Origin of the sequence: Nocardiopsis dassonvillei subsp. dassonvillei DSM 43111, assembly GCF_000092985.1 — a bacterium.
Taxonomy (GTDB): domain Bacteria; phylum Actinomycetota; class Actinomycetes; order Streptosporangiales; family Streptosporangiaceae; genus Nocardiopsis; species Nocardiopsis dassonvillei.
In genome coordinates, this window is record NC_014210.1 from 2,758,034 (window position 1) to 2,783,564 (window position 25,531).

General features: G+C 73.6%; 21 protein-coding genes. 18 read left to right on the forward strand and 3 right to left on the reverse strand.

The genetic code is table 11. From position 1 onward, the window contains the following. The first annotated feature begins 412 nt into the window (after positions 1-412). From NDAS_RS11430 to NDAS_RS11445, 4 genes are all read left to right on the forward strand, one after another. On the forward strand, positions 413-1,606 hold the full coding sequence (locus NDAS_RS11430) for an AAA family ATPase (RefSeq protein WP_013153340.1): 1,194 nt from the start codon (positions 413-415) through the stop codon (positions 1,604-1,606). Then, positions 1,606-2,193: a DUF4276 family protein gene (locus NDAS_RS11435; protein ID WP_013153341.1), complete on the forward strand. Its 588-nt coding sequence runs from the start codon at positions 1,606-1,608 to the stop codon at positions 2,191-2,193. The genes NDAS_RS11430 and NDAS_RS11435 overlap by 1 nt, the downstream gene beginning before the upstream one ends. A gap of 27 nt (positions 2,194-2,220) precedes the next feature. After that, positions 2,221-2,772 carry a GNAT family N-acetyltransferase gene (locus NDAS_RS11440; RefSeq protein WP_013153342.1) on the forward strand — a complete coding sequence of 184 codons (552 nt, stop codon included), beginning with the start codon at positions 2,221-2,223 and terminating at the stop codon, positions 2,770-2,772. A gap of 75 nt (positions 2,773-2,847) precedes the next feature. Continuing rightward, a complete protein-coding gene (locus tag NDAS_RS11445; protein ID WP_013153343.1) occupies positions 2,848-3,162 on the forward strand; it encodes a hypothetical protein in 315 nt (104 codons plus the stop codon). 126 nt (positions 3,163-3,288) lie between these two features. On the opposite strand, the gene NDAS_RS11450 is transcribed toward NDAS_RS11445, so the two are convergent. After that, the gene (locus NDAS_RS11450; protein ID WP_376739908.1) at positions 3,289-4,830 is read right to left on the reverse strand and encodes an MFS transporter; all 1,542 of its coding nucleotides are present in this window, start codon (positions 4,828-4,830) and stop codon (positions 3,289-3,291) included. Between the two features lie 213 nt (positions 4,831-5,043). Here NDAS_RS11450 and NDAS_RS11455 point away from each other — a divergent pair, with 213 nt between their 5' ends. From NDAS_RS11455 to NDAS_RS11525, 14 genes are all read left to right on the forward strand, one after another. Beyond that, positions 5,044-5,865 carry a helix-turn-helix domain-containing protein gene (locus NDAS_RS11455; RefSeq protein ID WP_013153345.1) on the forward strand — a complete coding sequence of 274 codons (822 nt, stop codon included), beginning with the start codon at positions 5,044-5,046 and terminating at the stop codon, positions 5,863-5,865. 353 nt (positions 5,866-6,218) lie between these two features. Next, positions 6,219-7,256, forward strand: a complete 1,038-nt coding sequence (locus NDAS_RS11460; protein ID WP_013153346.1) for an iron-siderophore ABC transporter substrate-binding protein — start codon at positions 6,219-6,221, stop codon at positions 7,254-7,256. After that, the gene (locus NDAS_RS11465; protein ID WP_013153347.1) at positions 7,256-8,299 is read left to right on the forward strand and encodes a FecCD family ABC transporter permease; all 1,044 of its coding nucleotides are present in this window, start codon (positions 7,256-7,258) and stop codon (positions 8,297-8,299) included. The genes NDAS_RS11460 and NDAS_RS11465 overlap by 1 nt, the downstream gene beginning before the upstream one ends. Then, positions 8,296-9,330 carry a FecCD family ABC transporter permease gene (locus NDAS_RS11470; RefSeq protein WP_013153348.1) on the forward strand — a complete coding sequence of 345 codons (1,035 nt, stop codon included), beginning with the start codon at positions 8,296-8,298 and terminating at the stop codon, positions 9,328-9,330. Before NDAS_RS11465 ends, NDAS_RS11470 begins: the two co-directional genes overlap by 4 nt. After that, positions 9,327-10,160 carry an ABC transporter ATP-binding protein gene (locus tag NDAS_RS11475; RefSeq protein WP_013153349.1) on the forward strand — a complete coding sequence of 278 codons (834 nt, stop codon included), beginning with the start codon at positions 9,327-9,329 and terminating at the stop codon, positions 10,158-10,160. Before NDAS_RS11470 ends, NDAS_RS11475 begins: the two co-directional genes overlap by 4 nt. 877 nt (positions 10,161-11,037) lie before the next feature. After that, the gene (locus NDAS_RS11485; protein ID WP_013153351.1) at positions 11,038-15,372 is read left to right on the forward strand and encodes a ThuA domain-containing protein; all 4,335 of its coding nucleotides are present in this window, start codon (positions 11,038-11,040) and stop codon (positions 15,370-15,372) included. Between the two features lie 176 nt (positions 15,373-15,548). Beyond that, positions 15,549-16,268, forward strand: coding sequence for a hypothetical protein (locus tag NDAS_RS11490; RefSeq protein WP_013153352.1), 720 nt, complete (start codon positions 15,549-15,551; stop codon positions 16,266-16,268). 53 nt (positions 16,269-16,321) lie between these two features. Further along, positions 16,322-17,482, forward strand: a complete 1,161-nt coding sequence (locus tag NDAS_RS11495; protein WP_013153353.1) for an inositol-3-phosphate synthase — start codon at positions 16,322-16,324, stop codon at positions 17,480-17,482. After that, positions 17,479-18,357: an SCO3242 family prenyltransferase gene (locus NDAS_RS11500; protein ID WP_013153354.1), complete on the forward strand. Its 879-nt coding sequence runs from the start codon at positions 17,479-17,481 to the stop codon at positions 18,355-18,357. The genes NDAS_RS11495 and NDAS_RS11500 overlap by 4 nt, the downstream gene beginning before the upstream one ends. After that, positions 18,354-19,208: a sugar phosphate isomerase/epimerase family protein gene (locus tag NDAS_RS11505; RefSeq protein ID WP_013153355.1), complete on the forward strand. Its 855-nt coding sequence runs from the start codon at positions 18,354-18,356 to the stop codon at positions 19,206-19,208. The genes NDAS_RS11500 and NDAS_RS11505 overlap by 4 nt, the downstream gene beginning before the upstream one ends. Continuing rightward, the gene (locus tag NDAS_RS11510; RefSeq protein WP_013153356.1) at positions 19,205-19,882 is read left to right on the forward strand and encodes an EboA domain-containing protein; all 678 of its coding nucleotides are present in this window, start codon (positions 19,205-19,207) and stop codon (positions 19,880-19,882) included. Before NDAS_RS11505 ends, NDAS_RS11510 begins: the two co-directional genes overlap by 4 nt. After that, the gene (locus NDAS_RS11515) at positions 19,882-20,757 is read left to right on the forward strand and encodes a TatD family hydrolase (RefSeq protein ID WP_013153357.1); all 876 of its coding nucleotides are present in this window, start codon (positions 19,882-19,884) and stop codon (positions 20,755-20,757) included. The genes NDAS_RS11510 and NDAS_RS11515 overlap by 1 nt, the downstream gene beginning before the upstream one ends. Continuing rightward, positions 20,754-21,920 carry a metabolite traffic protein EboE gene (eboE, locus tag NDAS_RS11520; RefSeq protein ID WP_013153358.1) on the forward strand — a complete coding sequence of 389 codons (1,167 nt, stop codon included), beginning with the start codon at positions 20,754-20,756 and terminating at the stop codon, positions 21,918-21,920. The genes NDAS_RS11515 and eboE overlap by 4 nt, the downstream gene beginning before the upstream one ends. A 27-nt stretch (positions 21,921-21,947) precedes the next feature. After that, the gene (locus tag NDAS_RS11525) at positions 21,948-23,351 is read left to right on the forward strand and encodes an alkaline phosphatase family protein (protein ID WP_013153359.1); all 1,404 of its coding nucleotides are present in this window, start codon (positions 21,948-21,950) and stop codon (positions 23,349-23,351) included. Positions 23,352-23,535: 184 nt separating this feature from the next. On the opposite strand, the gene NDAS_RS11530 is transcribed toward NDAS_RS11525, so the two are convergent. Continuing rightward, positions 23,536-24,186, reverse strand: a complete 651-nt coding sequence (locus NDAS_RS11530) for a class II aldolase/adducin family protein (protein ID WP_013153360.1) — start codon at positions 24,184-24,186, stop codon at positions 23,536-23,538. After that, positions 24,183-25,433, reverse strand: coding sequence for a 3-oxo-tetronate kinase (gene otnK, locus NDAS_RS11535; protein WP_013153361.1), 1,251 nt, complete (start codon positions 25,431-25,433; stop codon positions 24,183-24,185). Before otnK ends, NDAS_RS11530 begins: the two co-directional genes overlap by 4 nt. Positions 25,434-25,531: the final 98 nt, after the last annotated feature.

A 25,531-nucleotide genomic window follows, 5' to 3' on the forward strand; every position in this document is an offset into this window, starting at 1 on the left:
CAGCTCTGGAGAAACCTTCATTCTCCATGTTCCATCCGAGAACTGACACCTCGGTTATCCGCGCCTCTCGCCCCACCCGTCACATGCCTCCGGCCGGGCACGCGAAAGCTCTGGCGAGCGGAATCAGCGCCCCCAGAGCACGGCCAGCACTTCAAAAACCCTCAGAGAAAAAGGACGCCGACATGGCCATTGTGCCGCAGACCCCCTCCCCCCGAACCCCCGGTGAGCGCTGCTGTACGCATCCCCCACATTCCGCGCCCGCGCCCGCCCCCTGACGACACCCCGCACTGCCCACTCCCCGCCACCCGCCCCACGAACCCGCTGAGGCATGGGCCACCGGACACATCCCGACCATGCTCACACGGCTGTCAGACTGACGACCTACTGCCAGGATGCTGAAAGACTGAGCCCCATGCAGGCCAACCAGTTCTCGCTCACCCGGGTGCACCTGAAGCACTACAGAAGCATCGCCAAAGCCGATGTCAGGCTGGGCCAACTACTCTTCCTGGTGGGCCCCAACGGCTCCGGCAAGAGCAACTTCCTCGACGCTCTCAGGCTGGTCTCCGAAGCCCTCCAGACCTCGCTCGACCAGGCACTGCGCAGCCGGGGCGGCGTGGCCGAGGTACGGCGGCGCTCGACCGGGCACCCGACCCACTTCGCGATCGACCTGGAGTTCCGAGGCCCCACCTACTCGGGCACGTACGCCTTCGAGGTCGCAGCGGTCAAAGGAGGCGCCTTCAAGGTCTCCCGGGAGGAGTGCCACGTGTACTCCACCGGGGAAGCGGAATCCTGGAAGGGCTTCTTCAAGGTCAGGAACGGCAAGCTGGAGAAGGCTTCCGAGCCCGTCATGCCCCCGGTCAATGACCAGCGCCTCTACCTGGTCTCAGCCGCCGGAATCGACATCTTCGAGCGGGTGTACGCGGGCCTCTCCGGCATCAGCGTCTTCAGCCTGAACCCGGACGCCATGCGCGAGCCGCAGACCCCCGACTCCGGTGAGTTCCTGCGCCGGGACGGGTCCAACGTCGCCAGTGTGCTGCACCGCCTGCAACGCAGTCCCCAGGGCGCGAGCGACAAGGAACGCGTCGAGGACTACCTGCGGATGATCGTTCCCGGTATGCACGGAGTGTCGCGGGCGGACCTCGGCAACTGGGAAACGCTGGAGTTCACCCAGGACGTACCGGGGGCCGAGAACCCGTGGCGGTTTCCGGCCCAGTCGGTCTCGGACGGCACCCTGCGCGCCCTGGGTGTCCTCGTCTGCCTCTTCTCCGACACCGGGGACACCCTCAGCACGGTCGGCATCGAGGAACCCGAGAGCGCCCTGCACCCTGCCGCGGCCGGAGTCCTGCTGGACGCGCTCCGGGACGCGAGCACCCGCCGTCAGGTGGTCGTCACCAGCCACAGCCCCGACCTGCTGGACCGGGATGACTTCGAGCCCTCCGAACTGTACGCGGTCCGCTCCGTGTCCGGTGAGACCAACATAGGCCCCCTCGACGATGCCGGTACCCATGCGATGCGGGAGCACCTCTACACCCCCGGTGAGCTGCTCAGAACCGACCAGCTTCTCCCCGCGCCCGTCCAGGAGCGCCTGTCCTGGGAAGAGGAGTGATGTCTCTCATCACCATCGCCCCGATCGTGGAGGGGCATGGCGAGCACAGGGCGGTAGGGAACCTTCTCCGCCGTGTTGCTGGTGAATACGCCGAAGCATGGGACGTGAACGTCGAACAGCCCTTCCGCCTGGACTCAGCGAAAATGCGCAAACCGGACGAGCTGGCCAGGGCGGTGATGCTCCAGTCCAGGCGCGTTCCCGACAGGGGCGGCGTCCTCGTGCTCAGGGATGGTGACGACAAGGACATCACCTGCCCTGTCGCGCTAGCGCGCTCGATCGCTCCCGATCCCGCACTCGCCCGATGCCCGGTCGAGGTGGTGATCGCCTGCCCCGAATACGAGGCGTGGTTCCTGGCCGCCGCCGAGTCCCTGCGCGGGCACTCCGCGATGAGGGCTGACGCCGTGGCACCGGACGACCCCGAGGCCAAGCGCGACGCCAAGACCCAGTTGAACGCTCTCATGACCGAGCCCTACCGGGAGACGCTCCACCAGGTGAAGTTCACCGCGACCATGGACATGCGGGCCGTGGAAGAACGGAGCCGCTCCTTCCGGCGTCTGGTCCACGCCGTCCAACTCCTCATCGGATGAGGAATTGCCCCGGGGGCCGGAGCCCTGTTGGCTGAACACGTGACCGAACTGCGCACCGAACGCCTTACCCTCCGCCGGTGGCGGAACTCCGACCTCGCCCCCTGGGCCGCGATGAACGCCGACCCCGAGGTCCGCGAGCACCTGGGCGACCCGCTCACCCGCGAGCAGAGCGACGCCTCCGTCGCGCGCTTCGAGGCCGCGTTCGACCGGCGCGGCTACGGGTGGTGGGCGGTGGAGGTGCGGGCCACCGGCGAGTTCGTCGGCTTCGCGGGCCTGGACGACGTGGACGAGGGCATGCCGTTCACCGGGGTGGAGATCGGCTGGCGTCTCGCCCGCCCGGCCTGGGGTCACGGCTACGCCACCGAGGCCGCGCGAACGGTCCTGGCCCACGGCTTCGGCGTCCTCGCGCTCCACGAGGTCCTCGCCGTGACCACGGCCGCCAACCTGCGTTCGCGTGCGGTGATGCGCCGGATCGGCATGACGCGGGACCCAACCGACGACTTCGACGACCCCGCCGTGCCCGAGGGGCCGCTGCGCCCGAACGTGCTGTACCGCATCGCCCGAGATGCGGGAAGCTGACGCTCCCGGTCGTCCGTGGCAACGGCTGCGCACGGGCGCGTCCCGCCCGACCACGGGCCGACTGAAAGGAGACCGGTGAAAGGCACAGGTGCCCGCAGGGAAAAGGTGGACCGCCTGTGGGCGGAGCACATGCGAGCGGAGTTCCCCGCCGGGCTGCGCGGCAGGGAACTGGCCGGTGTCCACATGATCCTGCTGGACGCGGACGTCGCCGGGTGCGTGACCACCTGGCAGAGCAACCGGGGCGTTCTCGACGACAAACGGCACCGGGCCCTGCTCCGCTGCGTCACGGACCTCGACAAGGTCCTGCCGCTGCTCACCGACGCCCAGGAGACCGGATACTACGAGAGGTTGCGGGACCTCGCCGTCATGGTGCTGGAGCACGACTCGTAGGGCGGAGCAGGGTCGCCGCCGTCCCGCCCCCGGCGCGCGGGCCGGAGCGGACGGACGAGGCACCAGCGCAACAGCCCGGCGGCCCGGCCGTGCTCCTCCGGGCAGCCGCGGCACGCCACGGAACCGTCAGCGTTCGACGGGCTCCGGTCCCGCGGGCTCTGCCTCCGTCCTGTCCGACCCGGGAACCCCTTCCACCGCGCTCCGGCGCCGGGCCAGGAGCACGAACACCCCGGCCGTGGCGACCAGCGACAGCGCCGCGACGCCCCAGGACGTGGCGTCCCAGGCCGCCGTGAGGTGACCGGCCAGGGCGTCCGACCCTCCCACGTCCCCGGCGGTCGCACGGGCGGCGGCTTCGGACGATCCCGTGCGGGCCGCGACGATACTGGTCAACGCCGCTCCGAAGACCGCGATGACCAGGGCTTCGGCACCACCGCGGAGCGTGTTGAGGAAACCCGCCGCCATGCCCGCCTTCCCGGGTTCGATGACGCCCATCGCCTGGCCGTCGGTGATGCCGAACGACAATCCCATGCCGGTACCGATCAGCACCAGGGGAAGGGCCAGTCCCAACGCGGTGATCTGCGGGTGGAGCACGGTGAGCAGCGCGTTGCCCCCGGCCACGAGCAGCAGCGCGACGACGATCGTCCCGCGTGCCGACACGCCCCCGGCGACCATCCACCCGCCCAGGGACGGGGCCACCAGCACCGGCGCCGTGAGCATGAGCATCATCAGACCGGCGGTCTGGGCGGACACCCCCTGCACCCCCTGGAGGTAGGTCGGCAGGAAAACCAGCACCCCCAGGAAGCCGATCGAGGTGGTCAGCGTCGCCAGGCACCAGGCCATGAACCGTCCGTCGCGGACCAGGCTCAGGTCGAGCACCGGCCGGGCCACCCGGCTCTCGACGACGAAGAAGAGCGCGAGGAGGACCGCACCGGCCGCCAGCGCGCCCACCACCGCCGGGGTCCCCCAGCCCGCCTCGGGCGCCTCGATGACCGCGTACATCACCAGCGTCAGGCTGACCACGAAGGTCACCGAGCCGACCCAGTCGACGCGCGGGCGCTCGGAGGCCCGCGACTCGGCGACGAACGCCGATCCGACCAGGATGAGCAGGCCGACCGCGGCGTAGACCAGGAACGCCGTGCGCCAGCCCACGGCGCCGACCAGCAGACCCGACAGGGTCGGGCCGATCGCGATGCCGACCCCCGCCATGGTGCCCATGGCGGCGAAGGCCCGAGTCCGCGCGGCACCGTCGAAGCCCATCGCCAGCAGGGCGCCGCCGCTGGCCATGATCGCCGCGCCGCCGACACCGGTGAGCAGGCGTGCCGCGTCCAGGAGGAGGATGTCACCGGCCAGGGCGCTGGCCAGGTTGCCCGCGAGGAAGACGACCGCGCCGACCGCGAACAGCAACCTTCGCCCGAACAGGTCGGCCAGGGAACCGCAGACCAGGGTGAACGCGGCGAAGGTGAGGTTGTACCCGGCCACCACCCAGTGCAGCGCGGCGCCGGAGGCCTCCAGGTCCGCCCCGATGTTCGGGACGGCCACGGCCGTCCCCGAGATCGACATGGCCACGACCAGAACGCCCAGCATGACGCTGGCGAGCAGCACCCCGGGGCGTGGCACCGCCCGCGAACCCGGACTCCGCCGCCGACTACGCGTCGTACGCACGCGCATCTCCTTCGTGTCGTGAGTGTTGGACCCCATTCTGAAACCTCAACTTTTATTGAGGTCAAGGGGTTCGCACAGAGCCGGGGAACGGGAACACGGTCCTCGGCGCGCCCCTCCCCCGGGTCCCCGGAACAGCCGCTCCGGCACCGGAGCACGGCCCGCGGGGCGGAAGCGGGGTCACCGCCGCCGCGGCTCCCACCTGCGCCTAACCTGGACGACGTGGTCAGACCAGACACCCGGCCGAGTCCCGCCGGGCCCCCGCGGCGCGAGGCGATCGACAGCCGCAGGCTCCCCTCCTACGCCGCCGGTGAGATCGAGGTGCCCTTCGTCGTCATGGGCAGCGCCGAGATCATCCCCCGGGACACGTTCTGGGAGGAGCACTCGCACCCCACGCACGAACTGCTCTGGAACCAGCGGGGCGCCTCCTCCGCCACCGTCGGCACGCGGGTCTGGACGATCACCCCCACGGTCGGCCTGTGGCTCCCGGCCGGGACGCGCCACTCCGGGTGGACCCCCGCGGGGACCTGGCACCGCGCCGCGCAGTTCGGCGTCCACGCGGTGCCCTCGATCTCCGACGGGCCCGTGGCCATGGAGATCACCCCGCTCCTGCGGCTCCTGCTCGACCGGCTCGACGCCGAGGGCCTCACCGCGGACGAGCGTTCACGGACCGAGGCGATGGTGCTGGACATCCTCGCCCCGGCCCGCCTCGAGCTGATCCTGCACATCCCCGAGTCACCGCTGCTGGCCCCCATCGTCGCCGCCGTGCGCGAGGACCCCGCCGACACCACCACCCTGGCCGTGTGGGCGGCGCGGCTGGGCGTGAGCACCCGCACCGTCACCCGGGCGTTCCGCGCCGAGACGGGCCTGGGGTTCAGCCAGTGGCTGACCACCGCGCGCGTGCAGCACGCGGTGACGATGCTCGCGCGGGGGGACGAGATCGACGAGGTGGCGGTGTGCGTGGGCTACCACTCGGCGAGCGCGTTCGGCGCGGCCTTCCGGCGGGTCACGGGGCTGAGTCCGGGCCGCTTCCGCGCCCTGTGAGGCCCGCGGGGACACCGTTCCAGCTCCCGCGACGGGATTAGTAACACGGGCCCCAACAAGCCCTCCAGACTCCCCCGCCACACCCCGGTTGTCCGTTTCGCTATAAAAGATGTCGCATCTACGCGATTGCGAACCCACCAAGGACACCCTAAATTCGGTTAGGCAAACCTAATCTCTCGGCATCGCCGCGGTCGGGTCGGCGTCGCGCACCCCCGGGCCCCTGTCCCCACGCGACCCGACCCCGACCGGTCCCCTCCCGGACGCACACCCCCGTGCGCGCGCCGGGGCGGTGCGGGAGCCGGACCATGGCACCGCCATGGCTGAGGCCCCACGGCCACAATGGGAAGGAAACCATGCCCCGCGTTTCAAGGCTGGCCGCGCTCTCCGGCGCCGCGCTGCTCACCGTCGCGCTCGCCGCCTGCTCCTCCGACGGCTCCTCCGACTCCTCCGGCGGGGAGGACGGCGGTTCCGGGGACTGGACCCCCGTCACCATCGAGCACGCGCTCGGCACGACGACCATCGAGTCCAAGCCCGAGCGGGTCGCGACGGTGAACTGGGCCAACCACGAGGTCCCGCTGGCCCTGGGGGTCGTGCCGGTCGGCATGGCCTCCGCCGACTTCGGCGACGACGACGGCAACGGCGTGCTGCCCTGGGTCGAGGAGAAGCTCACCGAACTGGGCGCGGAGACCCCGGTCCTGTTCGACGAGACGGACGGCATCGACTTCGAGGCCGTCGCCGACACCGCGCCGGACGTGATCCTGGCCGCCTACTCCGGGCTGACCCAGGAGGACTACGACACGCTCAGCGAGATCGCCCCCGTCGTCGCCTACCCCGAGACCGCCTGGGGCACCCCGTGGCGGGAGATGATCGAGCTCAACAGCCAGGCCCTGGGCATGGCGGCCGAGGGCGAGGAGCTCATCGCCGGCCTGGAGCAGGAGATCGAGGAGTCGGTCGCGGAGTACCCGCAGTTCGAGGGCCGGTCCGCGATGTTCCTGACCCACGTGGACACCACGGACCTGAGCGAGGTCAGCTTCTACACCACGCACGACACGCGCGCCATGTTCTTCGAGGACCTGGGCATGGAGACCCCGGAGAGCATCGCGACCGCCTCGGCCGAGACCGACCAGTTCTCCCTGAGCCAGAGCGCCGAGCAGGCGGACGCGTTCAACGACGTGGACATCATCGTCACCTACGGCGGCGAGGAGCTGGTGCGGACCCTGGAGGGCGACCCGCTGCTGTCGCAGATGCCCGCCGTGGAGAACGGCTCCGTCGTCAACCTCCCCGGTGACGACCCGCTGGGCACGGCCGCGAACCCGACCCCGCTGTCGATCTCGTGGGTCCTGGACGACTACCTGTCGCTCCTCGCCGAGGCCGCTGACGAGGCTCAGTAGTGACGACGGACACCTCGACCGCCGTCTCGGGCGCCGCCGTCGTGCGGCGCCCGAGGCGCGGCAAGACCCTGTGGCTGCTGGTGGTACTGGGCGCACTGGCCGCGCTCATGTTCGCCTCGGTCGTGGTCGGCTCGCGCGACGTGCCCTGGACGGCCGTCGTGGCGGCCTTCGGCGGAGCGGCCGAGAACTTCGACCAGGCGGCGGTGGCCAAGCGCATCCCCCGCACGCTGCTGGCCGTGCTCGCCGGAGCAGCCCTGGGCGTGGCGGGGGCGGTCATGCAGGGCGTGACCCGCAACCCGCTGGCCGACCCGGGCATCCTGGGCGTGACCATGGGCGCCTCGCTCGCCGTCGTCGCGGGCATCGCCTACTTCGGCCTGGCCTCCGCGACCAGCTTCGTGTGGGTGGCGATCGTCGGCGCGGGGCTGACCACGGTGTTCGTCTACACGATCGGCTCCCTGGGGCGGGGCGGGGCCACACCGCTCAAACTCGCCCTGGCCGGGGCCGCGACCACCGCGGCGCTGGCCTCCTTCATCAGGGCCGTCGTGCTCCCGCGCGCCGACATCGCCGACGGGGTCCGGTCCTGGCAGATCGGCGGTGTGGGCGGCGGGACCTTCGACAGCGTCACGCAGGTGCTGCCCTTCCTCATGGCCGGATTCGTCGTGTGCCTGCTGTCGGCACGCGCGCTCAACCTGCTCGCCCTGGGCGACGAACTGGCCGCGGGCCTGGGCGAGCGCGTCGCCCTCGCGCGGGGCGCGGCCTTCGTCGGCGCGGTCGTGCTGTGCGGCGCGAGCACCGCCGTGACCGGCCCGATCAGCTTCGTCGGCCTCGTCGTCCCGCACGTGTGCCGCCTGCTCGTGGGCGTGGACCACCGGTGGCTGATCCCGTTCTCGGCGCTCACCGGCGCCGCCCTGCTGACCGCGGCGGACGTGGTCGGCCGCATCGTGGCGCGCCCCGCGGAGATCGACGTGGGGATCGTGACCGCGCTGATCGGCGCCCCCTTCTTCATCTACATCGTCCGCCGTCAGAAGGTGCGTGAGCTGTGAGCGCCTCCACCGTCGAGACCGTCGCCCGCGGCCGGACGCGCTGCGCCTACCGGCGGCGCGTCGTGATCGCCGCCCTGGCCGTGGCGATCGTCCTCGTGTTCGCCCTGTCCCTGATGGTCGGGCAGACCTTCTACCCGCCCGGCGACGTCGTGCGGGTGGTCCTGGGCCAGGACGTGCCGGGCGCCTCGTTCACCGTGGGGCGGCTCCGGCTGCCGCGGGCCGTGCTCGCGGTGGCGGCGGGGCTGTGCTTCGGACTCGCGGGCGTGACGTTCCAGACCATGCTGCGCAACCCCCTGGCCAGCCCGGACATCATCGGCATCAGCGCGGGGGCCAGCGCGGCGGCCGTGTTCGCGATCGTGGTGCTCTCGCTCGGCGAGGCCGGGGTGTCGGCCTTCGCGATCGCGGCGGGCCTGCTCGTGGCGCTGGCCGTGTACGCGCTGTCCTTCAAGGACGGGGTCGCCGGGACGCGCCTGATCCTGGTCGGCATCGGCATCGCGGCCATGCTCACCAGCGTCACCGACTACATCCTGGACCAGGCGGCCCAGTGGGACCTGCAGGAGGCGATGCGGTGGCTGACCGGCAGCCTCAACGGCGCCAGCTGGGACCAGACCGTCCCGGTGCTGGTCGCGCTGGTCGTCCTCGCCCCCGTGCTCCTGTCCCAGTCGGGCAACCTGTCCGCGCTCCAGCTCGGCGACGACACCGCCTCGGCCCTGGGCGTGCGCGTGGACCTGACCCGGCTCGTCGCGATCGTCGGGGCGGTGGGACTCATCGCCTTCGCGACCGCGGCGGCGGGGCCGGTGGCCTTCGTGTCCTTCCTGTCGGGGCCGATCGCGGCGCGCCTGGTGGGGCCGAACGGCTCGCTGCTGGTGCCCTCGGCGCTGGTCGGGGCGCTGCTGATCCTGGTCGCCGACCTGTGCGCGCAGTACGCCTTCGGGACGCGCTACCCGGTCGGGGTCGTCACCGGCGTGCTCGGCGCCCCCTACCTCGTCTACCTGATCGTCCGCACCAACCGCGTGGGAGGCTCGCTTTGACCACGGCCCATTCGCTGCTCGTCGAGGACCTGACGCTCGGCTACAAGGACCGCGTCGTCATCGAGTCGCTGGACCTGACCATCCCGCCCGGCAGGATCACCGCGATCGTGGGCGCCAACGCGTGCGGCAAGTCCACCCTGCTGCGCTCGATGTCGCGGCTGCTCGCGCCCCGGGTCGGGCACGTGCTCCTGGACGGCAAGGAGGTGCACCGCCTGCCGTCCAAGGAGCTGGCGCGCACGCTCGGGCTGCTGCCGCAGTCGCCGATCGCTCCGGAGGGCATCACGGTGAGCGACCTCGTCGGGCGGGGCCGCCACCCCCACCAGAGGATGCTCTCGCGGTGGAGCCGGGAGGACGACGAGGCCGTGGCCGAGGCGCTGGAGGCGACGCGGACGGTGGACCTGGCCGACAGGCCCGTGGACGAGCTCTCCGGCGGGCAGCGCCAGCGCGTGTGGATCGCGATGGCCCTGGCCCAGCGCACGGACCTGCTGCTGCTGGACGAGCCCACCACGTTCCTGGACGTCAGCCACCAGGTCGAGGTGCTGGACCTGCTGACCGACCTCAACCGTTCGCTGGGGACGACGATCGTGCTGGTCCTGCACGACCTCAACCTGGCCGCGCGCTACGCCGACCACCTCATCGCGCTCGCGGGCGGGCGGCTGCACGCCGCGGGCACGCCCGAGGAGGTGCTCACCCCCGAGACGGTGCACGCCGTGTTCGGCCTGCGCAGCGAGGTGATCACCGACCCCACGTCGGGCAGGCCCCTCATGCTGCCCCTGGGCCGGTACCACAGCACCGGGGCAGAACTCGGGGAGGAGCAGCTGGCGGAGTGATACCTCCGCCGCCCTGAGGCCGGTGTCGCGTGCCCGGTCGCGGAGGCGCCGCGCGCCTCACAGTGCCCACGCGGCTCGCGTGCCTCGCGGTCCCCACGCGGATCCCCCGCGCCCCCGCCCCTCCGGGCGGGGGCGCGGCTGTGTGTGCACCCGGGTCCTGTCCGCCCCGGCCCGGGCCCCTCCCGGACGCCGACCGCGCCGACCGCGCCGCGCTGACGCGAGGATGTACCGGCGGGCACCGGCACCGGCCTCCACCGGTGCCCCCTCACGGAACGTCCCCCGTACACCGGGTGAACACCGTCGGCCAAGGCGTGCTGCCGAGCGTGCCACGACCTGGGGAAAGGCACTCACCGGAGCCGCCCGTGGACCCGGGTCTATTGGATGACCGGACTCCACCTATTGCGATCTGCACCGACAACTTCTGCTTGACGATCGACATAAGCCCGACGTACGGTTCGAGGCAGCAGGTGAGGCAGGTCACAGGAGTTGGGCGATGTGGCGTCTTCGGACCGTCGGCATGGCCTTTCCCGGTTACGAAGAGCTGCCCCGCCCGCACCAAGTGAAGTCCGGCGGCGGCGACCCGCCGGGCCTCCCCCTCCGAGACGTGGACGGACTGACGGGCCCGGCGGCCCCGATCCCCGGCCACCGCGTCGTCCGCCTCCGGCAGGACCAGCGAGGAAAGGAGCCGGTATGGGCTGAGACCGATGAGGCGGCACCCCCCGCTTCCCGCACCTGATAGCAGGAACTCCCCGTCAGCCCACCGGTCGCAGCCGCTCGGCCCCCACCGGGCCGCACGACCACCGGGCCGCCCCTGCCGTCGGCGCCGGCACGCCGCACGGACTCATCGCTTCGCTCCCACCCCCAGGTGAGGTTCCGTATGAAGAAGAGACCCCTGCTGACACTCGGCGCGCTCGCGTCGGGTGTCGCCATGGCGCTCACGCTGACCGCACCGGTCGCGTACGCCGACGAGACCGGCGAGGACGCGTTCAACACGCTGATCTTCTCCAAGACCACCGGCTTCCGGCACGACTCGATCCCCCACGGCGTCGCGCTCATCGAGGCGCTCGGCGAGGAACACGGCTTCCAGACCGCGCACACCGAGGACTCCTCGGTGTTCAACGACGAGGAGCTGGCCGCCTACGACGCGGTGATCTGGCTCTCCACCACCGGCGACGTGCTCAACGAGGAGGAGCAGGGCGCCTTCGAGCGCTACATCCAGGGCGGCGGCGGCTTCGTCGGCGTCCACTCCGCCTCCGACACCCACTACGACTGGGAGTGGTACGGCGACCTCGTCGGCGGCTACTTCGCCAGCCACCCGCCCGGTACGCAGGACGCCCAGGTGGTGGTCAACGACAGGGTCCACCCCTCCACGGAGCACCTGCCGGCCAGCTGGCAGCGCCACGACGAGTGGTACGACTTCGACCTGTCCCCCCGCGGCGACGTGCACGTCCTGGCCGGGCTCGACGAGGACTCCTACGCCGACCAGGTCGATCCCGGCGGCCAGATGGGGTGGGACCACCCGATCGCCTGGTGTCAGGCCTACGACGGCGGCCGGTCCTGGTACACCGGCGGCGGCCACACCGTGGAGTCCTACTCCGAACCGGAGTTCACCCAGCACCTGCTCGGCGGGCTGCGGTGGGCGGCCGGGACCGCCGAGGGCGACTGCGGCGCCACGCAGTGGGACAACTTCGAGAAGGTCACCCTCGCGCAGGGCGAGGACTCCGTGGGCGAGCCCATGGGCCTGGCGGTCCTGCCCGACGGCCGCGTGATGCACATCACCCGCGGCGGCGACGTGCGGCTGTGGTCCCCCGACACCCACACCACCGAGCTGATAGCCCGGGTCCCGGTGTACAACCACGACGAGGACGGGCTGCAGGGCGTCGCCCTGGACCCGGACTTCGAGGAGAACGGGTGGGTGTACCTGTACTACGCGCCCGTGATCGAGGGCGTCCCGGCGGGTGAGGCGCCCGCGGACGGCTCCCCGGAGGACTTCGAGCCCTACGAGGGCCACAACAACCTCTCCCGCTTCCAGTTCACGGACGGGGAGACCCCCGCCCTGGACCTGGACAGCGAGCAGGTCCTGCTGGAGGTCGGGACCGACCGGGGCATGTGCTGCCACGTCGGCGGCCACATCGACTTCGACGCCGAGGGCAACCTCTACCTGGCCACGGGCGACGACACCAGCGCGTTCGGGTCGGACGGCTACACGCCCATCGACGAGCGCGAGTCGCGCAACCCCGCCTTCGACGCCCAGCGCAGCTCGGCCAACACCAACGACCTGCGCGGCAAGCTCCTGCGGATCACGCCCACCGACGACGGCGGCTACGAGATCCCCGAGGGCAACCTCTTCCCGCCGGAGGAGTACAGCGGCGAGCAGACCCGGCCCGAGATCTACGCCATGGGCCTGCGCAACCCGTTCCGGTTCACGGTGGACAAGGAGGACGGCACCGTCTACCTGGGCGACTACGGGCCCGACGCCAACGAGCCCGACCCCGAACGGGGACCGCAGAACACGGTCTCCTGGCACGCCATCACCGAGCCCGCCAACATCGGCTGGCCCTACTGCATCGGCGACAACAGCGCGTTCGTCGACTACGACTTCGAGGCCGGGGCCTCCGGAGAGGCGTTCGACTGCGCCGCGCCGGTGAACGACTCCCCGCGCAACACCGGCCTGGCGGAACTGCCCCCCGTCACCCCCGCCTCGATCTGGTACAGCTACGAGGAGTCGGAGGAGTTCCCGCAGCTGGGCACGGGCGGCGGTGCCCCGATGGGCGGCCCGGCCTACCAGTTCGACCCCGAACTGGAGTCGGACACCAAGTGGCCCGAGTACTACGACGGCATCCCGCTGTTCTACGAGTGGGACCGCGACTGGATCAAGCAGGTGCACCTGGGCGACGACGGCGAGGTCCTGGACATCACCGAGACCGTCCCGAACATCAGCCTGGCCAACCCCATGGACATGGAGTTCGGCCCGGACGGCTCCCTGTACGTGCTGGAGTACGGATCCGGCTACTTCGGCGGGGCCGCCGACTCGGCGCTGTCGCGCATCGACTACACCGGCGGCGGGACCACCCCGGTCGCCGACATCAGCGCCTCCACGACCTCGGGACCGGCCCCGCTGGAGGTGGAGTTCTCCGCCGAGGGCTCCAGCCACCCCGGCGGCCTGCCCCTGGAGTACGCGTGGTCGTTCGGCGACGGCCAGACCTCGACCGAGGTCTCGCCCACCCACACCTTCGAGGAGGCGGGCCAGTACACGGTCGTGCTGACCGTCACCGACCCCGAGGGGCGCACGGGCACGGCCACCACGACGGTCACCGCGGGCAACACCGCGCCCGAGGTCTCCTTCCAGACCCCGCGGGACGGCCAGTTCTTCCACTGGGGTGACCAGATCCCCTTCAGCGTGGACGTGGCGGACGCCGAGGACGGCTCCGTGGGCGAGGGCGTCGACTGCGGCGACGTCGCGGTCACGGCCTCGCTCGGCCACGACAGGCACGCCCACCCGTGGACCCAGTACGACAGCTGCGAGGACGTCAGCATCACCGAGGTCGACGGCGGCCACGGGCACGACATGAACATCTTCTGGGTGCTGGAGGCCGAGTACACCGACTCCGGCGGGGACGGGGCCCCCGGCCTCACCGGAAGCGACGGGGTCACCCTCAAGCCCGCCCGGACGCAGGCCCAGTACTTCACCGACAGCGAGGGGGTCCGGACCGAACCCACCACGGACGCCGAGGGCGGCCTGGTCAACGTCAGCCACATCGGCCACGGCGACTGGACGGCCTACGACACGACCAACCTGGTCGGGGTCGAGCAGATGGAGTTCCGGGTCGCCTCCGCGGGGGCGGGCGGAACCATCGAGGCGCGCATGAACGCCCCCGACGGCGAACTGCTCGGCAGCGTCGACGTGCCCACCACCGGCGGCTGGCAGGAGTGGACCGACGTGACCATGGACGTCACCGACCCCGGGGAGACCTTCACGCTGTACCTGGTCTTCGACGGTGAGGGCCCCGCAGTCGAGGACGGCCTGTTCAACGTCAACTACTTCGAGGCGGTCCTGGACGGCCACGGCGAGCACGGCCCCCAGACCGAGCTGACCAGCCCGCAGGACGGCGCGGTCTTCGAGGAGGGTGCGGACGTCCCCCTCTCCGCCGAGGTCACCGACCACGCCGAGGCCGGTGTGGAGAAGGTGGACTTCCTCGTGGGCGGGGAGGTCGTCGCCACGGTGACCGAGGGCCCGTACACGGCCACCTGGCAGGGGGCCGCGGCGGGCGAGTACGAGGTCAGCGCCGTGGCCACGGACGGCGACGGCAACACCGGCGCCTCCGACACCGCCACCATCACGGTCGAGGCGGGCGGCACCGAGCCGCCCGAGTGCGCCCCGGCCGGGGCCGAGGACGGCTACACCCCCCTGTGGGACGGCCGGACGCTCGACGGATGGAACATGGCGGGCCCGGGCGGGTTCGGCGTCGTCGACGACGGCGAGGGCTGCGCCCTGGAGACCCAGGGTGGCATGGGGCTGCTCTGGCACGAGACGGAGCTGGAGTCCTACCGGCTGAAGCTGGACTTCCTCGCCGCCGAGGAGACGGACAACTCCGGCGTCTTCGTCGGCTTCCCCGGGCCCGGGGACGACCCCTGGGTCGCCGTCAACGAGGGCTACGAGATCCAGATCGACGGCTACGGGGCGCCCGACGGCGACCCGATCCACCAGACCGGCGCCGTCTACGACTTCCAGGCGGCCGACTCCCACCCCGCGCGGGTCGGCGAGTGGAACGAGATGGAGATCGAGGTGGCCGACCCGATGATCCGCGTGTGGATCAACGGGGAGCTGGTGAACGAGTTCGAGAGCACCGACCCGGCGCGTGACCTGTCCTCGGGCCACATCGGGTTGCAGAACCACGGCGACGCCGACCGGGTGCTCTTCCGCGACGTCCGGGTCCAGGAGCTGGACGCGGTCGAACCGGTCACGTTCGCCGAGGTCCAGGAGCGCGTCGACGCCCTGGAGGCCGACGGCGCGCTGACCGTGTCCGAGGCGCGCCGGCTGACCCCGCAGCTGGAACTGGCCGAACACCATCTCAACGTCGGCCGGACCGGGCAGGCCGCGCTGGCCCTGGACCGGTTCGTCGGGGTGGCCGAGGCGGTGGCCGACGAGGCCGCCAGGGAGGAGTTGCTGGAGCTGGCCGACAGGCTGCGCCCGCTCATCGACGACGAGTGACGGGACGCCTCCGGCGCGCGCCCGCCCCCGGTGGGGGCGGCGTCCGCCGGGGGTCCCGTGACCACGGCGGGGCCGGTTCCGGCCGGCCCCGCCGCCCCCCGCGGTGGCGCCCCGCCGGAAAGGAGCGCGACGTCGCGGCGTCCGGCCCCCAGGTACGACGAGAAGAAGGTGTCACGGTGTCCGCCAAAAAGGCCCCCTCCTCCCCCGACCCGTCCCGCGGGACGCAGGCTCCCCCGCCCAGGCTCACCTGGTGGCTGACCGCCGGATCCCTCCTGGTGGTCGCCGCCCTCGTCGGCGTCCTCGTCCTCACCTTCACCGGTGACGACCACACCGCCCCCGACCCGGCGCGAGTCGCCGAACTCCAGGCCTCCGCGCAGCAGCGCGACCGCGCGCAGGTCGACCAGCTCGTCGAACGCACCACCGCCGCGCACGGGCAGCTGGTGCCCGTGGTGGAGAGCCTGGACGCGGCCGTGCCGCCCGACGGCTCCACCCCCGCCGGGGAGGCCCCCGACGCCGGGGAGGTCGACTCCTGGCTGGAGACCGTCCAGGAGGCGGCGGTCCACTTCGAGGACGCCCCCTCCGGCAGCAGCGGCCACAACGTCGCGCACGCGGGGCTGTCCAACGCCGTGGACCTGCTGGGGTCGGCGGTGGTCGCCTACTCCAACGCCGAGCGCGCCCAGGACGGACAGCGGGCGGAACTGCTGGAGCTGGCCGGCGACCTGCGCACCCAGGCGGTGCGCGGCTGGTCGGTGGCGGCCACCCAACTGGACATGGTCAGCGTCGAGTCCGGCCACGGCCACGTCCACCTGTACCTGCCCGCGGCGCCCGGCAGCGGCGCCCTGGGACCCGACGGGGCCGAGCCCGGCGAGGGCGGCGGCGACAGCGGCGACCAGTGACCAGTGACCACCCGGTTCCGGAACACCCGGAGGCACGCAGAGGGGAGCATGCGTTGACGCGAGTCGGAGTATGGCTGATCGGGGCGCGGGGGTCGGTGGCGACCACCGCCGTCCTGGGAGCCCTGGCGGTGCGGTCCGGGGCGTCGGGGCGGACGGGGTGCGTGACCGAGCGCCCCGAGTTCGCCCCGGCGCGCCTGCCCGGGATCGGCGACCTGGTCTTCGGCGGCCACGACGTCTCCGAGATACGCCTGTGCAAGAACGCCGAGCGGCTTGCCCGGGCGGGGGTGCTGCCCGCGCACCTGCCGCCGGCCTTCGCCGACGAACTGGACCGGACCGAGCACCGTCTGCGCCGGGGCCTGCACGCCGCCGCCACCACCGGGGTGGGGCGCCGCGACGTGGACCGCCTGGAGGCGGACCTGCGCGAGTTCGCCGAACGGGAGGCGCTCGAACGCGTCGTGGTGGTGGACCTGTCCAGCACCGAGCCCCGGCCCGAACCGCACGCCGAGCACACCGACGCCGACGCCCTGGAGGCGGCCCTGGACGCCGGGACCGCGCGGATCCCGGCCAGCTCCGCGTACGCCTACGCGGCCCTGCGGGCGGGCTGCGCGTTCGTGGAGTTCACGCCCAATACCGGGCCCCGGCTGCCCGCCCTGGCGCGGCTCGTCGAGCGCTCGGTCGTGCCGTGGGCCGGGTGCGACGGCAAGACCGGGGAGACCCTGGTCAAGAGCGCGCTCGCGCCGATGTTCGCCGCCCGGGCGCTGCACGTGCGCTCGTGGTCCTCGCTCAACCTGCTCGGCGGCGGCGACGGCGCCACCCTGGCCGACCCGGCCAACGCCGAGAGCAAACTCGCGTCCAAGGCGCGGGGTCTGGAGCACATGCTGGGCCACGGCCCGGACGGGCCCCTGCACATCGACTACGTCCCGGACCTGGGCGACGCCAAGGTCGCCTGGGACCACGTCTCGTTCGAGGGGTTCCTGGGGGCGCGGATGACCCTGCAGTTCACCTGGTCGGGCTACGACTCCGCGCTGGCCGCGCCCCTGGTGCTGGACCTGGCGCGGCTGACCGCCCACGCCCACCGGCGGGGCCGGGTGGGCCCCGTGCCGGAGCTGGCGTTCTTCTTCAAGGACCCCGTGGGCACCCGCGAACACGGCCTCGCCGAACAGTGGCGGGCCCTGACGTCCTGGTGCGCGGCACCGGAGGAGGAGGCCGAGTGAGAGCGCGCGACCTGGCGAGGCTGGTGCGCCTGCCCGCGGCGCTGAGCGTTCCCGGCGACACGCTGGCCGGTGCCGCGGCGGCGGGGGGCCTGCGCGGCCCCGGGGCATGGGCGCTGCCCGCCGCCTCGGTGTGCCTGTACTGGGCGGGCATGGCCCTCAACGACTACGCCGACCGGGAGGTGGACGCGGTCGAGCGCCCCGAACGCCCCATCCCCTCGGGAGCGGTGCGCCCCGGCGAGGCCCTGGCGGTCGCCGCGGGGCTGACCGCGACGGGCGTGGGCCTGGCCGCGGCGGCGGGCGGACGCCGGGCGGCGGGGGTGGGCACGGCCCTGGCCGCCACCGTGTGGGGCTACGACCTCCTCCTCAAGAGGACCCCTCTGGCCCCGCTGGGCATGGCGGCGGCCCGGGGGCTGGACGTGCTGCTGGGCGCCGGCGCGCGCCCCGCCGACGCGGCCAGGCCCGCGCTGGCGCTGGCCGTCCACACGCTCGGGGTGACCGCCCTGAGCCGGGGCGAGGTGCACGGGACGCGGCCCTCCGTGGCGGCGGGTGCGCTGGTGTGCACCCTGGCCAGCGCCGCGCTCGCCGCCGCGCCCGCACAGCCCACGCGCGAAGGCGCGGCGGGCGGCGCCGCGGCCAGGGCCCTGGCGGGGGCGCTCGCGGGGGTCTTCGCGCTGGGGGTGGGATCCGCGCAGGCCAGGGCGCTGGTCGAGCCCGAGGCGCACCACGCGCGCGCGGCGACGGGCGCGGGCATCCGGGGGATGATCCCGCTCCAGGCGGCCCTGCTGGCCGGGTACGGCGCGCCGGACGCCGCGTGCGCGCTCGCCGTCGGCGTGCCCGTGGCGGCGAGGGCGTCCAAGGCGGTGTCGTTCACATGAGGTTCGGATACGGCACCAACGGCTTCTGGGACCACCGGCTGGACGACGCGCTGGCCCTGATCGCCGACCTCGGCTACGAGGGGGTGGGGCTGACGCTGGACCACCCGCACCTGGACCCCTTCACGCCGGACGCCTTCGCGCGCACCGCGCGCATCGGTCGGCGGCTGTCCGAACTGGGGCTGGCGGTGGTCGTGGAGACCGGTGCCCGCTACCTGATGGACCCGCGCCGCAAGCACGAGCCCACCCTGGTCTCCGACGAGGGCGCCGAGCTGCGGGTGGACCTGCTGCGCCGCGCGGTGCGCGTCGCCGACGACCTGGGGGCCGAGGCCGTCTCCTTCTGGTCGGGCATCCTCCCGGCGGGGGTGAGCCGGGAGCGGGGCTGGTCGCGGCTGACCTCGGGCGTGGAGCGGGTCCTGGCCACCGCCGACGACCTCGGCGTGGACTGCGCGTTCGAGCCCGAGCCCGGCATGTTCGTAGAACGGGTGGCCGACGCGCTGGAGCTGCGCGAGCGGCTGGGCGACCCGCCGCGCCTGCGGGTGACGGTGGACGTCGGGCACGGCGTGTGCAACGAGCCGGACGGCCCCGAGGGCGCGGTCCGGCGGGCCGGGGCCCTGATCGCCAACGTCCAGCTGGACGACATGCGGCCGGGCGTGCACGAGCACCTGGAGTTCGGCGACGGCGAGATCGACCTGCCCGGGGTCCTGGGCGCTCTGGAGGATGTCGGCTACCGGGGTCTGGCGTCGGTGGAGCTGCCCCGCCACGGGCACGCCGCTCCCCTGGTGGCCGAGCGGTCGATCCGCGCGCTCACGCGGGCGCTGGCCGACTCCCGCGCGCGGAGGGCGGGGGTGTGAGCGGGGAGTACGCCTTCCTGGACACGGACGCGGCGCGCGGGGCCCTGGCCGCCCAGGTCGGGCAGGTGCGCGAGCGGCCCGCGCGGATCGCCGTGCTCTTCCCCGCGGCGGCCAGGAGCGTGGCGCGCGGGGCCGGTCCGTCGGGCGACCCCGACGGGGTGGCCGGGCCGACCCTGGAGGACATGGCGCGCGTGGAGCTGCTGGCCGCGCTGTCCGGGGCCCTGGCCCCGCCGGAGCTGGCCCGGGAGGTCCGCGACCTGTACCACCACGGTGACGCGGGTGAGCGGCGCGCCGTCCTGCGGGGCCTGGACGCGCTCGACGTGCGCGGCCGGGGCCGGGAGGAGGTGGCCGGTGCGGCGCGCGAGCTGCTGGCCGACGCGATGCGCGCCAACGACACCCGGCTGGTCGCGGCGGCGGCCGCCAGCGCGGCGACGGCCCTGCTCGACGCCGACTCCTGGCGCCAGGGAATCCTCAAGTGCCTGTTCACCGGGGTGCCGCTGGGATCGGCGGCCGGGCTGCCCGACCGCGCCGATGAGGAGCTGGCGCGCATGTGCGCCGACCACGCCGAGGAGCGGCTCCTGGCGGGGCGGCCGGTCCCCGCCGACGTCCACCTCGTGCTGCGGCACTTCCCCGGGCAGGCCGCCCGCCTGGACTCCCACCGAACGGAGGCGTGATGCGTATCTTCGACCCGCACATCCACATGACCTCGCGCACCACCGACGACTACGAGGCGATGTACGCCGCCGGGGTGCGCGCGGTGGTCGAGCCGTCGTTCTGGCTGGGCCAGCCCCGGACCGGCGTGAGCTCGTTCCGCGACTACTTCGACGGCCTCGTGGGCTGGGAGCGGTTCCGGGCCGAGCGGTTCGGGATCCGCCACCACTGCACGATCGCGCTCAACCCGAAGGAGGCCAACGACCCCCGCCTGTCGGGGGTGCTGGACCTGCTCCCCCGCTACCTGGCCAAGGACGGCGTGGTGGCGGTCGGCGAGGTGGGCTTCGACTCCGGCACCGCCGAGGAGGAGAGGGCCTTCCGCCACCAGCTGGAGCTGGCCGGGGAGTTCGGGCTGCCCGTCCTGGTGCACACCCCGCACCGGGACAAGGCGGCCGGGACCCGCCGCACCCTCCAGCTGGTCGCCGAGTCGGGGCTGGCGCCCGAGCGGGTGCTCGTGGACCACCTCAACGAGGCCACTGTGGCCATGGTGCACGAGTCGGGGTGCACGCTGGGCTTCTCCATCTACCCCGACACCAAGATGAGCCCGGAGCGCATGGTCCGCGTCCTGTCGGAGTGGGGCCCGGAGCGGATGGTGGTCAACTCCGCCGCCGACTGGGGCCGCAGCGACCCGCTCGCCACCCTGCGCACCGGCGAGGCCATGCTCGCCGCGGGCTTCACCGGACGCGACGTCGAACGCGTGCTGTGGGACAACCCGGTGGAGTTCTACGGCCGCAGCGGGCGCCTGCTGCTGGACGACGTGCACGGGGCCGACCACACCGCGACCTACTCGGGGAACTCGGTGCTGCGCGGCGAGCGCGCGGGCGGGGGTGCCGCGTGAGGCTGCGCCACCCCGACGGAACGGTCGTCCACCTCGCCTACTGCACCAACGTGCACCCCGCCGAGGACCTGGACGGCGTCCTGCGCCAGATCCGCGTCCACGGCGGCGGCGTGCGCGAGGCCCTGGGCGCGGACCGGCTCGGCCTGGGCCTGTGGCTGCCCGCCCCGCTGGCCCGGGAGCTGGCGGCCGATCCGCGCCTGACCGACCGGCTGCGCGCGGAGCTGGAGGCCAACGGGCTGGAGACGGTGACCCTCAACGCCTTCCCCTACACCGGGTTCCACGCGCCCGTGGTCAAGCGGGCCGTGTACCACCCCGACTGGACCGACCGGGCCCGGCTGGACTACACGGTGGACTGCGCCCGGGTGCTGGCCGGGCTGCTGCCCGACGACGCCGCGCGCGGCAGCGTCTCCACCCTCCCCCTGGCCTGGCGCGAACCGTGGGACCCCGGCCGCCTGGCCGCCGCCCGCGCGCACCTGGCCGAACTCTCCGACGCCCTGGAGGACCTGGCACGGCAGGGGCGGCCGGTGCGGGTGGGACTGGAGCCCGAACCGGGGTGCGTCGTCGAGACCACCCGGGACGCGGCCCGCCTGCTCGGGGATCCGCCGCCGCACCTGGGAGTGTGCCTGGACACCTGCCACCTGGCGACGGCCTTCGAGGAGCCGGGGGCGGCCCTGGACCGGCTCTCCGGCGCGGGCCTGCCCGTGGTCAAGACCCAGGCGTCGGCGGCCGTGGAGGTCCCCGACCCCGCCGACCCGGCCGCGCGCGAGGCCCTCGCCGCCTTCACCGAGGACCGCTTCCTGCACCAGACGCGCGCACACGGCGGGGACGGGGCGCGGGAGGGCCGCGACGACCTGCACGAGGCCCTGGGCGGCGCCGTCCCCCTGCCCGACGACGCGCCCTGGCGCACCCACTTCCACGTGCCCCTGCACGCGCCCGCCGCCGCCCCGCTGCGCGGGACCAACGAGCACCTCGCCCGCACCCTCGAATGCCTCCTGGGGCCCGGCGGCGCGCGCACCGACCACGTGGAGGTGGAGACCTACACCTGGTCGGTGCTGCCGAGGGAGCGGCGCCCCGCCGACGGCAGGGGGCTCACCGAGGGCATCGCCGCCGAGGTGGCCTGGGCCCGCGACCGGTTGACCGACCTCGGCCTGACCCTGCTCTGACACCCCGCGAACCGAAGGGACACCCCCATGCCGACGGAGGAACCGCGCCTGCTCGTGGTCGACGCGGTCGGGCTCACGCCCCGGCTGCTGCGGCACGCGCCCCGGCTGCGCGCCGTGGCCGACCAGGGCTGGCAGGCCCCGCTGGAGACCGTCCTGCCCGCCGTGACCTGCACCGTCCAGTCCACGTTCCTGACCGGTCGGACCCCCGCCGGACACGGCGCCGTCGGCAACGGCTGGTACTTCCGGGACCTGGGCGAGGTGTACCTGTGGCGCCAGCACAACCGCCTGGTCCAGGGCGAGAAGGTGTGGGAGACCGCCCGGCGCCACCGGCCGGGTTTTCGCACCGCGAACGTGTGCTGGTGGTACGCCATGGGCGCCACCACCGACTGGACCGTCACGCCCAGGCCGGTCTACCACGCCGACGGGCGCAAGTCCCCCGACTGCTACACCCGGCCGCCCGCCCTCCACGACGAGCTGACCGCGGAGCTGGGGCCCTTCCCGCTCTTCCAGTACTGGGGGCCGACCGCGTCGCTGCGCTCCACCGAGTGGATCGTGGCCGCGACCCGCAGACTGATGCCCCGCGCCGACCTGACCCTGTGCTACGTCCCCCACCTGGACTACGACCTGCAGCGGTACGGCCCCGACTCGGAGCAGGCCCGCCGGGCGGTGGTGGACATGGACGCGGCCCTGGCTCCCCTGCTGGACGACGCCGAGCGCTCGGGCACCGCCGTGATGGTCCTGAGCGAGTACGGCATCACCCCCGCCGACAGGCCCGTGCACGTCAACCGGGTACTGCGCGAGGCAGGGCTGCTGGAGGTGTACACCCAGCACGGGATGGAGTACCTGGACCCGTGGGAGTCGCGCGCCTTCGCGGTGGCCGACCACCAGTGCGCGCACGTCTACGTCCGCGACCCCGGCGACGTGCCCGGGGTCGCCCGCCTCCTGGCCGGGGTGGAGGGGGTGGACCTGGTCCTGGACCGCGACGGGCAGGCGGAGCACGGGCTGGACCACGAGCGCTCCGGCGAGCTGGTCCTCGTGGCCGACCCGGGCGCCTGGTTCACCTACTACTACTGGCTGCGCGACGCGGCGGCTCCGGACTTCGCGCGGGGCGTGGACATCCACCGCAAGCCGGGCTACGACCCCGCCGAACTCTTCCTGGACCCCGCCGACCGGCTGGTCAGAGCCCGCGCGGCGGCCAACCTCGCCCGCAAGAAGGTGGGTCTGCGCTACGCCATGAACGTGGTCCCGCTCGACCCGGGCTGCGTGCGCGGCACCCACGGGCGCGCGCACGCCGACCCCGACGACGGCCCCCTGGTGCTGTGCTCCGACCCCGGCTCCGCCCGGGAACGCGTCGCGGCCACCGAGGTCCGCGACCTCATACTCGGTCTCGCCGGTGTGCCGGCACCGGCGGGGCCGTCCCCTTCCCCCTGACGCGGTCACCGCGGGGGACCACCGGACCACCCCCTCCACCGGGGTCTTGCGCCTATGGCGGGGTTCGGCACCCCGGACTCGCTGCAGGCACGAGGTCACCGCAGGCCAAGGCCCCTCGCGTCGCACCGGCAACGGTTTCGGTCGGTGCCATATGCGGTGCTTCTGGGACTTCCCCGGCGCGGAGTCACAGATCCCAGTCGGTGCCGTAGCGCCCGGTCAGCTCGCGCACGTCCTCGGGCGAGAGCACGGAGAACTCGCTCCCCCGCAGCGACACGACGATGCGCGAGGCCTCCTCCAGCTCGACGGCGCCGTCCAGGGCCGCCGCCGGTCCGGATGCGGCCACGATCGAACCGTGGTTGGCCAGCAGGGCCGCGCGGAACCGTCCGGGCAGGCGGGAGAGGTTGTCGGCGAGCCGGTCGCTGCCCGGCGCCGCGTAGGGCACCAGGGGCGCCTGACCGACCCGCATGACCAGGTAGGGCGTGACGGGCGGCAGCGCGGACGCCTCCGACCAGGCGGGCAGGCACGAGGCCGCGCAGGCGTGCGGCGAGTGCAGGTGGACGACGGCGCCCGCGTCCGGAACCCGCCGGTACATCGCCTGGTGGAGCGGGAACTCCTTGGAGGGGGGCGGACCGGCGACGTGCTCCCCCGCCCCGTCCAGGACGGACAGGCCCTCGGGGTCGAGGTCGCGCAGGGAGACCCCCGTGGGGCTCATCAGGGTCAGTCCCCCGGCCCGCGCGGACACGTTGCCCGAGGCGCCCGGGCTGAGCCCCAGTTCGACGGCGCGGCGTCCCACCGCGCACAGCTCCCGGGCCGCCTCGCGCGCTTCGCGGTTCACTTGTCCCCCTCCCAGGCGCGGACGAACAGGTCCTCGCGGCCGAAGTTGCCGGACTTGAGCATGAGCTGGACGTCCTCACCGTCGCTGTGTCCGAGCGTCCACGCGACGCCCGGGTCGATCTCGGGTCCCAGCGCCAGCGACGCCACGCCCAGGCGCCGCACGACGGCTCCGCTCGTCTCGCCGCCCGCGACCAGGAGCGCGCGCGCCCCCGCGGCGACCAGGCGTGCGGCGATCTCGGCCAGAGCCTCCTCGATGAGCGGCGCGTCGGCGGTGTCCACGACGTGTTCGGGTGCGGCGGTCGCGTACACCACGAACGGGGACGCGCCGCCCTCCAGGGCGCGCTCCACGGCCAGCGACACCGTCGCCCCGAAGTCCCGGCGCAGGTCGGAGGGGAGCAGGTGGTGTCCCCCGCCGTGGGCGAGGGCGTGGCGCACCTGGCCCTGGGTCGCCCGCGAGGCGCTGCCCGAGAGGACGACGCGCGGCCCCCGGGGCGGGGTGAGCGGCAGGCGGCCGGTCCCGTGGGGGCCGGTGAGCCCCTGGGCGAGGGCGCTGCCGCCGGTCAGCAGGCGCAGGTCCCGCGTCGCGTCGGCGAGCGTGCGCAGGTCGGCGTCGGTCAGGGCGTCCACGACCACGAACCGGGCCCCCTGCGCACCGGCCCGCGCGATGGCGTCGCGCACCGCCTCGGCCCCCCGGGCGACCACCGGCCAGGGCACCAGCGCGATGGCGTCCCCGCCGCCGCTGACCTGGGGGGCGAGCAGGCGCGGGAGGCTGGAGTCGGTCATGGGCGTGAGCGGGTGGTGGCGCATCGGGGACTCGTCGAGGGGGTCGTCCCCCACGAAGAGGTGGCCGCGGTAGACGGTGCGCCCGTTGGCGGGGAAGGCCGGTGCGACGACCGTGACGTCCTCGCCGAGGGCGTCGAGCACCGCCTCCGCGACCGGGCCGATGTTGCCGTCCGGGGTGGAGTCGAAGGTGGAGCAGTACTTGAGGTAGAACCGCTCGCACCCCGCGCTCCGCAGCCGGTCGAGGGCGTCCAGCGAGGCCGCGACCGCCGCGTCGGCGGGCGTGGTGCGCGACTTCAGGGCCACGACGACGGCGTCGGCCCCCTCCGCCGCGGCGGCGACGGGGTCGGCGCCGCCGGGGTCCCGCGAGTCCAGGACCACCGTGGTCCGGTGGCCGGACGCGGTGAGGGCGATCGCGACGTCGGTCGCTCCGGTGAGGTCGTCGGCGATCACGCCGAGGGTCGCCATGTGAGGTACTCCCTGTGGTCGGGGCGGGTCGGTCGGGCGGAGGGGTCCCGGCGCACCGTGCGGCCAGGTGGCCGGGTGCGCCGGAACTCCCCCGCGGG

Bases quoted from the DNA above. Each gene is read 5' to 3' on its own strand.
- NDAS_RS11450 (WP_376739908.1), bottom strand. From the start codon at position 4,830: ATGCGCGTGCGTACGACGCGTAGTCGGCGGCGGAGTCCGGGTTCGCGG.
- NDAS_RS11460 (WP_013153346.1), top strand. From the start codon at position 6,219: ATGCCCCGCGTTTCAAGGCTGGCCGCGCTCTCCGGCGCCGCGCTGCTC.
- NDAS_RS11485 (WP_013153351.1), top strand. From the start codon at position 11,038: ATGAAGAAGAGACCCCTGCTGACACTCGGCGCGCTCGCGTCGGGTGTC.
- NDAS_RS11515 (WP_013153357.1), top strand. From the start codon at position 19,882: ATGCGTATCTTCGACCCGCACATCCACATGACCTCGCGCACCACCGAC.
- otnK (WP_013153361.1), bottom strand. From the start codon at position 25,433: ATGGCGACCCTCGGCGTGATCGCCGACGACCTCACCGGAGCGACCGAC.
- NDAS_RS11430 (WP_013153340.1), top strand. From the start codon at position 413: ATGCAGGCCAACCAGTTCTCGCTCACCCGGGTGCACCTGAAGCACTAC.
- NDAS_RS11435 (WP_013153341.1), top strand. From the start codon at position 1,606: ATGTCTCTCATCACCATCGCCCCGATCGTGGAGGGGCATGGCGAGCAC.
- NDAS_RS11505 (WP_013153355.1), top strand. From the start codon at position 18,354: ATGAGGTTCGGATACGGCACCAACGGCTTCTGGGACCACCGGCTGGAC.
- NDAS_RS11525 (WP_013153359.1), top strand. From the start codon at position 21,948: ATGCCGACGGAGGAACCGCGCCTGCTCGTGGTCGACGCGGTCGGGCTC.